The sequence below is a fragment of the Sulfitobacter sp. HI0040 genome, from assembly GCF_001634885.1.
Lineage (GTDB): Bacteria > Pseudomonadota > Alphaproteobacteria > Rhodobacterales > Rhodobacteraceae > Sulfitobacter.
Window position 1 is genome coordinate 1 of sequence record NZ_LWEX01000086.1, and the last position, 10,413, is coordinate 10,413.

Here is a 10,413-nt window from a genome sequence, read left to right on the forward strand (position 1 = left end):
TCGGCTGCGCAATGGGGTACAGGGCGGGAGCTCTTTGCGACATTCCGCAACACTGTCGGTGCCGCATCGGACGGCGCATCCATATTCGGAGCCTGAACGCCATGAGCCTGCCCCCCAAAGAAGCTTCGAAAACCACCCGCGAGATCTGCGGATTGGCCCCCATCATTCCGGTCCTCGTGGTGGAGAATGCCGCCCATGCGCGCCCCTTGGCCGAAGCGCTCGTGGCGGGTGGGTTGCCCGTACTGGAAGTGACCCTGCGCACAGCCGCAGCACTCGATGTCATCTCGGAAATGGCGAAGGTGAAGGGCGGGCACGTCGGCGCGGGCACCCTCATCACGGCCGAGGATGTACGCGCGGCGAAAGCAGCCGGTGCCACATTCGGCGTCTCGCCCGGCGCGACCGATGCGCTTCTGGCCGCCTGTGAAGAGGAAGACCTGCCGTTGCTGCCCGGCGCCGCGACCGCGAGCGAGGCGATGCAGTTACTTGCGCGCGGCTATGACATGCTGAAGTTCTTTCCTGCCGAAGCCTCCGGCGGGGCGCCCGCGCTGAAAGCGATCGGCGCGCCCTTGCCGCAGATCACTTTCTGCCCCACGGGGGGTGTCACCCCCGATAATGCGACAAGCTATCTGAGCCTGCCCAATGTCATATGCGCCGGGGGGAGTTGGGTGGCGCCGAAGGATATGGTTGAGCGGGGCGACTGGGCAGGCATCGAAACCCTGACCCGGGAGGCTGCTGCGTTGCGCAGGTAATGAGGCGCGGATTGGTAGGGGAGAGCCCCTAGGAAACACCGCGCCGCGGCCCGAGACTTGCTTTTTCACCCGAACTGTCCATAATTTTACCCGCGTATTATTATGGATAAGTTTCGAGCAAGTGTCGCAGCGCAAGATCAAGAATATGGAAGAATTCGCAGCGGTCAGCGGCATCTCCCGACCGACCCTGTCAAAGTTTTTCAACGATCCCGACAGCGTGCGCCGATCGACGCGCGATCGGATTGAACACGCGCTCACCCAGTTCGATTACCGGCCCAACGTCTATGCGGTGAACCAGAACCGGCGCACGACAAAGAACATCGGTGTGGTCTTGCCGAACCTGGCCGACCCCTTCTTTTCCGAAATCGGGCGAGAGGTTGAACTGGCCTGTATTGCCGCCGGATATAGCCCGATCCTGCTCAGCTCCCACGGGAGTCCGCAGCAGGAACGAGCAAACCTCGAGTCCCTGCGCGCGCTCAAACCCGCCGGGGTTTTGTTGGCGCCCTTCGGCAAGGCCTCCGACCGAAAGGATATCGAAAGCTTTAATGACGCTGTGCCAGTGGTGTTGTTCGATGCCAACGTGGAAGGCGCGGGGGAGGCGTTCGTCGGGGCCGATAACTTCCAAAGCGTTGACCTGATTGTGGAATACCTGTGCCGAAGCGGCCAGCCGCCCTGTTTTTTCGAGATGAAATCGCCCCTGAACCCCAACGCCAACAAACGGCGGAACGCCTATCTGGAAAGCATGAGCCGACATGGCTTCGAGGCGCAGGTGCATCAGGCCGAAGGCGAAGGCTGGCATTTCGAGGAAATCGGCCGCTCGGAAGGGGGGAGGCTTCTCAAGGAAGGTCGCTTTGAAACAGATACGATCCTGTGTTCCAACGACCGTCTTGCCATCGGGATGCTGTCGGCGGCCTATAGCCTCGATATCCGCGTCGGTCACGGTGACGGTTGCGCGCTTCGGGTCGCGGGCCATGATGACCATCCGTTTTCGCGTTTCACCTGCCCGTCGCTGACCACGATTGCGCAGGACTACGCAGCAATAGCGAATCGTGCGGCACATACGCTCTTCAAAATTCTCGACACCGAAGCGCGGCCTTCGACTCGAGAAGAAACACTGTTCGAAGGTAAGCTGGTGATGCGCGATTCCGCTTGACCACTACGGTTTTCGCCCCAGATTATATTTACGCGCGTAAAAAATAGATTGACTGCGCGTCATAGTTTCCAGTAGCCTCGCTCCATCATCCCGAACTGGAGGAATACGGATGTCACTCAAGCATAAATTATTTGCGGCGACGGCACTGTCGCTGATCACGGGCAGTGCTGCGCTGGCTGAAACCATCACAATCGCCACGGTCAACAACGGCGACATGATCCGGATGCAGGGTTACACGGACGACTTCACCGCCGAGACCGGCATCGACGTCGAATGGGTCACGCTGGAAGAAAACGTGCTGCGCCAGCGTGTCACCACGGACATCTCGACCAAAGGCGGCGCCTTCGACATCATGACCATCGGCATGTACGAAACGCCGATCTGGGGTGCCAACGGCTGGCTCGTTCCGCTTGATGACCTGAGCGCGGAGTATGAAGCTGACGATATCCTGCCCGCCATGCGCGCGGGGCTGAGCCATGACGGTACCCTGTATGCCGCACCGTTCTACGGCGAAAGCTCGATGATCATGTATCGCACCGACCTGATGGAAAAGGCCGGGCTTGAGATGCCAGCCGAACCCACATGGCAGGTCATCCGCGAAGCGGCGGCCAAGATGACCGACCGTGAAAACGACATCAACGGCATCTGCCTGCGCGGTAAGGCCGGTTGGGGCGAGGGCGGTGCGTTCATCACCGTTACAGCCAATTCGTTCGGGGCGCGCTGGTTCGATGAAGAGTGGAATGCGCAATTCGACCAGCCCGAGTGGAAAGAGGCGCTCGAATTCTACGTCGGCATGATGGAAGAATCCGGCCCCGCGGGCTATGCGACGAACGGGTTCAACGAAAATCTTTCCCTGTTCCAGCAGGGCAAATGCGGCATGTGGATCGACGCGACCGTCGCGGCCTCATTCGTGACCAACCCGAATGATTCGACCGTCGCCGACAGTGTCGGCTTTGCGCTCGCGCCCAACAGCGAAGGCGTAGAGAAGCGCGCGAACTGGCTCTGGGCCTGGGCGCTGGCCATCCCGGCAGGCACGCAGAAGGAAGAGGCGGCAAAGGCATTCATCGAATGGGCGACCTCAAAAGAATATATCGAGCTTGTCGCCGCGAAAGAGGGCTGGGCCAACGTGCCCCCGGGCGCACGCACGTCTCTGTATGAGAACGACAACTACAAGAGCGTTCCCTTCGCGAAAATGACGCTGGATTCGATCAACGCCGCCGATCCTCAGAACCCGACGGTAAAGCCGGTGCCCTACGTCGGCGTCCAGTTCGTCGCGATCCCCGAGTTCGCGGGCATCGCCACCGAGGTCAGCCAGGAATTCTCGGCGGCCTATGCGGGTCAGCAGAGCATCGACGAAGCGCTTGAAAAAGCGCAGGCGCTGACAAACGAAGCCATGGAAGCAGCCGGCTACAGATAAGCCGCAGCAAGGGGGCGGCGCAGCAGCTGCCCCCTATCCCGCCACCACCTTGCACATGTTATCTTTCACTCGGGCGGCGCAGCGCCGCTACCGGAAAGGTTTGTCCGATGGCTACCCAGCATTCCAGATCAGCGGCACGCTTCATGATGGCTCCGGCGGTGGTTCTGCTTTTGGGCTGGATGCTCGTGCCCCTGACGATGACGCTCTACTTTTCATTCAAGAAATACCTGCCCTTGCGTGGCGGGGATCTGGGCTGGGTCGGGTTCGACAACTATGTCCGCTTCGTCACATCGAGCGCGTTCTGGCCGTCGGTGATGACCACCTTGATCATCGTGGGCGGCGTCCTGCTGATCACGGTGGTCTTCGGCGTGCTGCTGGCGATCCTGCTCAACCAGCCGATGTGGGGTCAGGGTATCGTGCGGATCCTCGTCATCGCACCGTTCTTCGTCATGCCCACGGTTTCGGCGCTGGTGTGGAAGAACATGTTCATGGATCCGAACTACGGCCTGCTCGCCTATCTGTGGGAGTTTTTCGGGGCACAGCCCGTGGAGTGGCTGAGCCAAGCCTCCCTGACCTCGATTATCATGATCGTTTCATGGCAGTGGCTGCCCTTTGCGACGCTGATCCTGCTGACCGCCATCCAGTCGCTCGACAGCGAACAACTGGAAGCGGCCGAGATGGACAGCGCGCCCGCTTTCAAGCGTTTCATCTATATCGTCCTGCCGCATCTGTCGCGCGCGGTAACGGTAGTGATCCTGATCCAAACGATCTTTCTGCTGTCGATCTTCGCTGAGATTTTCGTGACGACGGGCGGCGCTTTCGGCACCCGGACCCTTACCTATCTCATCTTTCAGCGTGTCCTCGAAAGCCAGAACGTGGGCCTCGGCTCCGCCGGTGGTGTCTATGCAATCATTCTCGCCAATATCGTTGCGATCTTTCTGATGCGCATCGTCGGCAAGAACCTCGACGCTTAAGGAGGCCGCCATGGCACGCTCAGTCACCCCCAGGCGCAAGGCTCTCAACACCGCCGCCGCATGGTCCGTGGGCCTTCTGATCTTCTTTCCGATCCTTTGGACCATCCTCACGAGCTTCAAGACCGAAGCACAGGCGATTGCCGATCCCCCCCTGTTCCTCGGCTTTGACTGGACGCTGGAAAACTATGCCACGGTAATGGAGCGTTCGAATTACGGGCGTTTCCTCTGGAACTCGATCGTCATCGCCGGGGGCTCGACGCTTCTGGGTATCCTGATCGCGGTGCCGGCGGCGTGGTCCATGGCCTTCGTGCCGTCGAAGCGGACCAAGGATATCCTTCTGTGGATGCTCAGCACAAAGATGCTGCCCGCGGTGGGGGTACTTTACCCGATCTACCTGCTGAGCATCCAGTTTGGCGTGCTCGACAGCAAGATCGCACTGGTCGTGATCCTGATGCTGATCAATCTGCCGATCATCGTCTGGATGCTCTACACCTACTTCAAGGAAATACCGGGCGAGATCCTCGAAGCCGCGCGCATGGACGGCGCATCGCTGAAAGAAGAGGTGCTGTATGTCCTCACGCCCATGGCGATCCCCGGCATTGCATCGACCATCCTGCTGAACGTCATCCTCGCCTGGAACGAAGCATTCTGGACGCTCAACCTGACGGCCGCAAAAGCGGCACCCCTCACCGCCTTTATCGCAAGCTATTCGAGCCCCGAGGGATTGTTTTACGCCAAGCTCAGCGCCGCATCGACAATGGCCATCGCGCCGATCCTCATCCTTGGCTGGTTCAGCCAGAAACAACTCGTCAGCGGCCTGACCTTCGGCGCTGTCAAGTAAGTAAGGAAACGACCCATGGGACATATCAAGCTTGACCAGGTCTCGAAAACCTTCGGAAGCGTCGAAGTCATTCCGCCACTGGACCTGACCATCGAAGATGGGGAATTCACGGTGTTCGTCGGCCCGTCGGGCTGTGGCAAATCCACGCTTCTGCGACTGATCGCAGGGCTGGAAGACATCACCTCGGGCCATATCGAGATCGATGGTGCGGATGCCACGCTCGTTCCCCCTGCAAAACGGGGCCTTGCCATGGTGTTCCAGTCCTATGCGCTTTACCCGCATATGACGGTGCGCAAGAATATCGCCTTCCCGATGAAAATGGCCGGCGTGCCCAAGGCGGAGCAAGAAAAGCGGATCACCGCGGCGGCACTGGCGTTGAACCTGACCGACTATCTCGACCGGCGGCCCGGCCAGCTTTCGGGCGGGCAACGCCAGCGGGTCGCCATCGGGCGCGCCATCGTGCGCGAACCCTCGGCGTTTCTCTTCGACGAACCACTTTCGAACCTTGATGCCGCGCTGCGGGTCGGAATGCGGATGGAAATCTCCGAACTGCACAAGAAGCTTGCGACGACGATGGTTTATGTCACCCACGATCAGGTCGAGGCGATGACGATGGCCGACAAGATCGTGGTGCTTCAGGCCGGGGTAATCGAGCAGGTCGGCAGCCCGCTTGAGCTTTACCGCGCCCCGCGCAACAAATTCGTGGCCGGCTTCATCGGCAGCCCGAAGATGAACCTGATCGAAGGCGCCGAAGCCGCAAAACACGGGGCAGAGACCATCGGCATCCGCCCCGAACACATTGAGGTTTCGACGACCGAGGGCACATGGCAAGGCACGATCGGCGTGGCCGAACATCTCGGCTCCGACACCTTCCTGCATGTCCACGGCATCGAAGGCTGCGACCCCATGACGGTCCGCGTGAATGGTGAACTGTCCCTGAAACATAGGGAGAGAGTCTATCTGACCCCGAACCTGACCCATCTGCACAGGTTCGGCGCTGATGGCCTGCGGCTCGAGTGACTCATCAGGTTTCAGGGACCCCGAATTGGGATAGCCGCCAATGACGCAGTTTATCAAACTCTCGGACGCGACCCTGCCGGAACTCGGCATCCCGCGCCCCCGTTATGACCGGGGCGCGCTGACAGCCGGTATCGTGCACATCGGGGTCGGCAATTTTCACCGCGCCCATCAGGCATGGTATCTGCACCGCCTGATGCAACAGGGGCTCGCGCAGGACTGGGCGATCATCGGTGCAGGCGTACGGCCCTACGATGCAGCCATGCGCGAAAAGCTTCTGGCGCAGGATTGCCTGACCACCCTGATCGAACTGGATCCCGCGCAAACCTCGGCCGAGGTGATCGGCCCCATGATCGATTACCTGCCCATCGAAGAGGGCAACGGAGCTCTGATCGCGACCATGGCGGATCCGGCAATCCGCATCGTATCGCTCACCGTGACGGAAAGCGGCTATTACCTCGATCCCGTCACCAAGCGCTTTGATGCCGCGCATGAAGACATGGTCCATGACGCGGCCAATCCGCGAACGCCGCGCACTGCCTTCGGGGCAATGGTCGAAGCCCTGCGCCTACGCCGCGCAGCCGGGCACGGGCCGTTCGCGGGGCTGAGCTGCGACAACCTGCAGGGCAACGGGGCGATCCTGCGGCAGACCGTCACCTCGCTCGCACGGATGTCGGACCCTGGACTGGCTGACTGGATCGAGCAGGAGGTATCTTTCCCGAATTCGATGGTCGATTGCATCGCGCCCGCAACCGGCCCCAAAGAGCTTGCACTGGTGCACGAATATGGGATCGACGACGCCGCCCCGGTGAGCCACGAGGCTTATCGCCAATGGGTGATAGAGGATGATTTCTGCGCCGGGCGTCCTGCATGGGATGCCGTTGGGGCCACGTTCTCCGACGATGTGCATGCCCATGAGACAATGAAGATCCGTATACTCAACGCGGGTCACCAAATGCTCGCCAATGTGGGCGAAGTGCTTGGAATCGAAACCATATCCGAATGCATGGCGCACCCGAAAATCGCGGCAATGTTCCGAAAAGTACAGACCGAGGAGATCACTCCGACAGTCACGCCGGTTCCCGAGATGACGCCGATGGCCTACCTTGACCTGATCGAGAGACGCTTCGCCAACCCCCGCATCGTGGATACGACCGGCCGCGTGGCCTTTGACGGCTCGGCACGCCATACGGGTTTCGTCCTGCCCATCCTGCGGGACCAACTGACTGCTGGACGGCAGGTCTCCGGCCTCGCACTGGTAGAGGCGTTCTGGGCCCGCATGTGCGAAGGCACCCGCGAAGACGGAACGCCCGTGAAGGCCAGCGATCCCCAGTGGGAAGAGCTGCATTCCGCCGCAAGAAAAGCCCGGGCGCATCCGCGCACATGGCTTGAACAGGGGCAGATCTACGGTGATCTCGCCGAGGCGGCACCTTTTGCAGAGGCGTTCGAAACATGGCTGAGCCTGATCTGGGCCGAGGGCTGCGAAGCCGCTCTCGCTCGCTATGCGTCCGACACGTCCGAAAGCAAACGACCGGTAAAGGTGGGGTAGGTCAGTGGAAAGGGTGACCCGGTCAGAACTGGCACAGGTGATCGCCGAGAAATCGCGCGATAAGGCGCGGTTCGTGGTGGCAATCGCCGGGGCCCCGGGATCGGGTAAATCGACGCTGGCCACTGAACTGGCCGCCGAGCTCGAACAGGCGACCGTCCTGCCCATGGACGGGTTCCACCGCGACAACGAAGAACTAATCGCCCTCGGTCGCCTGCACCGCAAAGGCGCGCCCGACACTTTCGACGCCGACGGCTTTGTCGGACTTGTTCGACGGCTACGACAGAGCAAAAGCCTGACCTATCCGACATTTGACCGGGCACTGGACAAGACGGTTCCAAATGGGGGTAGCCTGCAGCGCGAAACACGTATCGTTCTGGTAGAGGGCAACTACCTGCTTTTGGACATCCCCCCCTGGGCCGCGCTCGCGGATCTCTTCGACCTAACCGTCTGGTTGGACGAGGACCGCGAAACGCTGAAAACACGCCTCGTACAGCGCTGGCGTTATCAGGGGTTTTCGGAGGCCGAAGCGCTGGCTCAGGCTCTGGGCAACGATATGTTAAATGCGGAGTTTGCTATCGAGCATTCCAGGTTGCCGGGGGTGGTGGTTGTTTCCGATTGAACATCGATGGATTTGGTCGGGCGCTATTCCCCACGAATTTTTCGTATAATCATGATTATGTAATTCATCTAATTGATGTAATGTAGGCCTGAACGGATAAAAGCTCACAATCTCGACTACCATCAGCGGACGCCTATCCCTCCAGTCCCACCTCATTCTCGAGAACCAGATGCGATGGCCCGACCTCTACGTAGGTCGAAGCAACCGCGACATGGCCCAGCGGAAATACCGGCGACGGTATGGGGCGGAAGTTGAGGTCTTCGCGAATGTTCCGCCGCGTCGGGTCCGCGATGGGAACGGCTGACAGCAGCGACTTGGTATAACTGTGTTGCGGATTCTCGAAAACCTGCTGGCGGGTGCCAATCTCAACCAAGCGCCCAAGGTACATCACGCCGACGCGGTGAGCGACCCGTTCGACCACGGCCATGTCATGACTGATAAACAAGTAGGAGATGCCAAATTCCGCCTGCAACTCCATCATCAGGTTCAGGACCTGTGCCTGTACGGACACGTCAAGGGCGCTGACAGCTTCGTCCGCTATGATCAGCTTGGGTTTGACCGCAAGCGCACGGGCGATCGCAACACGCTGGCGCTGCCCGCCGGACAGTTCATGAGGGAACCGCGACATGAATGCTCGCGGCAGTTCGACCCGGTGGAAAAGCTCCGCGACGCGGTCATCCACGGCTTTGCCCTTCTCGATGTCGAAATTGCGTATCGGCTCCGCTACTTGGTCACGCAGCCGCATATGGGGATTGAGTGACGCGAACGGATCCTGAAATACCATTTGCACATCATGCCACACCCGCCGGCGCAAATCGCGGCTGCTCAGGGACAGGATGTCGGTCTGATCCAACAGCACTTGGCCGGAAGTCGCCTCGGACAGACGCAGGATCGATCGACCGCAACTGGATTTCCCGCATCCGGACTCACCCACCAAGGCGAGGGTCTGTCCGCGCGGGATATCAAAGCTGACATCCTCCACCGCATGCACATTGGCAATAGTGCGCCGAAACAGGCCGCCCTTGACCGGGTAACGGGTCGTAAGATTTTTTACCTGCAGCAACGGTTTCACGTCCGCATCCGTCGGAACGGCAGCAACAGTGGGCACGCGCTCCCCCACAAGTCGCATTGGCTCGGGCGCGGACTTTCCGCGCATTTCTCCGAGCCTCGGAACCGCTGCCAGCAGTTTGCGGGTATAATCCTCTTGCGGATCGGCGAAAATCCGTTCGACGGGCCCCTCTTCGACCAGTTTTCCCCGATACATCACCACAACACGGTCGGCCATCTGCGCGACAACTGCCATGTCATGCGTGATGAACAGCACCGCCATTCCCGTATCCCGCTTCAGCCGATCGATGAGTGCAAGGATTTCGGCCTGAATGGTGACGTCCAGTGCAGTCGTCGGTTCATCGGCGATCAGCAAACGCGGTTCGCAGGCCATCGCCATTGCGATCACCACACGCTGGCGCATCCCACCGGACAATTCATGGGGGTACTGCTTCAGCCGTCGCTCCGGTTCCGGAATACGAACCTGACGCAGCAGTTCGAGCGCCCGTGCCCGCGCCGCGGACCGGGACAGGCCGCGGTGAATGCGCAGGCCATCGGTCATTTGTCGTTCTATCGAGAACACCGGGTTGAGCGAGGTCATCGGCTCCTGAAAGATCATCCCGATCTCGTCGCCGCGGATGGTCTGCATCGTTCCGGATTCCGCCCGCGCCAGATCGATCTGACTGCCGTTCAGCGAAAATCCCAGGCTGCCCGCAGTGATCCGCCCGCCGCCGAATTCGACGAGCCGCATCAGGGATAGCGAAGTCACCGACTTGCCGGAGCCGCTCTCCCCCACAACGCAGACGGTCTCACCCGGGGCGATTGAAAAGCTGACATCCTCGACCCCAACGATAGGACCATCATCGCCCCGGAACTCCACCCGGAGGTTTTCGATGCGCACCAGAGGTGTCTGATCAACCGGCATTACGCCTCCTCTCTTGTGCGCGGGTCGAGCGCATCGCGCAGGGCATCCCCGAACATGTTGAGCCCGAGAACCGTCAAACCCACTGCGGCACCCGGTACCAGCGCCGTCCATGGCGCGCGATC

9 protein-coding genes are annotated in these 10,413 nt (G+C 60.5%); 8 read left to right on the plus strand and 1 reads right to left on the minus strand.

The genetic code is table 11. From position 1 onward, the window contains the following. Positions 1-101 precede the first annotated feature (101 nt). The 8 genes from eda to A3728_RS06860 all read left to right on the plus strand — a co-directional run bounded on the left by eda (position 102) and on the right by A3728_RS06860 (position 8,319). On the plus strand, positions 102-749 hold the full coding sequence (gene eda / locus A3728_RS06825) for a bifunctional 4-hydroxy-2-oxoglutarate aldolase/2-dehydro-3-deoxy-phosphogluconate aldolase (RefSeq protein ID WP_067921459.1): 648 nt from the start codon (positions 102-104) through the stop codon (positions 747-749). Positions 750-870: 121 nt separating this feature from the next. Then, positions 871-1,902 carry a LacI family DNA-binding transcriptional regulator gene (locus A3728_RS06830; protein ID WP_067921461.1) on the plus strand — a complete coding sequence of 344 codons (1,032 nt, stop codon included), beginning with the start codon at positions 871-873 and terminating at the stop codon, positions 1,900-1,902. 109 nt (positions 1,903-2,011) lie between these two features. Continuing rightward, complete coding sequence (locus tag A3728_RS06835) at positions 2,012-3,319, plus strand: ABC transporter substrate-binding protein (protein ID WP_067921463.1); 1,308 nt, start codon at positions 2,012-2,014, stop codon at positions 3,317-3,319. A gap of 107 nt (positions 3,320-3,426) precedes the next feature. After that, positions 3,427-4,293: a carbohydrate ABC transporter permease gene (locus A3728_RS06840; protein WP_067921465.1), complete on the plus strand. Its 867-nt coding sequence runs from the start codon at positions 3,427-3,429 to the stop codon at positions 4,291-4,293. Between the two features lie 10 nt (positions 4,294-4,303). Then, positions 4,304-5,134, plus strand: a complete 831-nt coding sequence (locus A3728_RS06845) for a carbohydrate ABC transporter permease (RefSeq protein ID WP_067921467.1) — start codon at positions 4,304-4,306, stop codon at positions 5,132-5,134. A 15-nt stretch (positions 5,135-5,149) separates the two neighbouring features. Continuing rightward, positions 5,150-6,154: an ABC transporter ATP-binding protein gene (locus tag A3728_RS06850; protein ID WP_067921469.1), complete on the plus strand. Its 1,005-nt coding sequence runs from the start codon at positions 5,150-5,152 to the stop codon at positions 6,152-6,154. A gap of 40 nt (positions 6,155-6,194) precedes the next feature. Further along, the gene (locus A3728_RS06855; RefSeq protein ID WP_067921470.1) at positions 6,195-7,700 is read left to right on the plus strand and encodes a mannitol dehydrogenase family protein; all 1,506 of its coding nucleotides are present in this window, start codon (positions 6,195-6,197) and stop codon (positions 7,698-7,700) included. A 4-nt stretch (positions 7,701-7,704) separates the two neighbouring features. Further along, entirely contained in the window at positions 7,705-8,319 is a 615-nt protein-coding gene (locus tag A3728_RS06860; protein ID WP_150120674.1) for an AAA family ATPase, read from the plus strand. Positions 8,320-8,452: 133 nt separating this feature from the next. Here the strand turns inward: A3728_RS06860 and A3728_RS06865 are convergent, their stop codons facing one another. Further along, positions 8,453-10,291, minus strand: coding sequence for an ABC transporter ATP-binding protein (locus A3728_RS06865; protein WP_067921472.1), 1,839 nt, complete (start codon positions 10,289-10,291; stop codon positions 8,453-8,455). Positions 10,292-10,413: the final 122 nt, after the last annotated feature.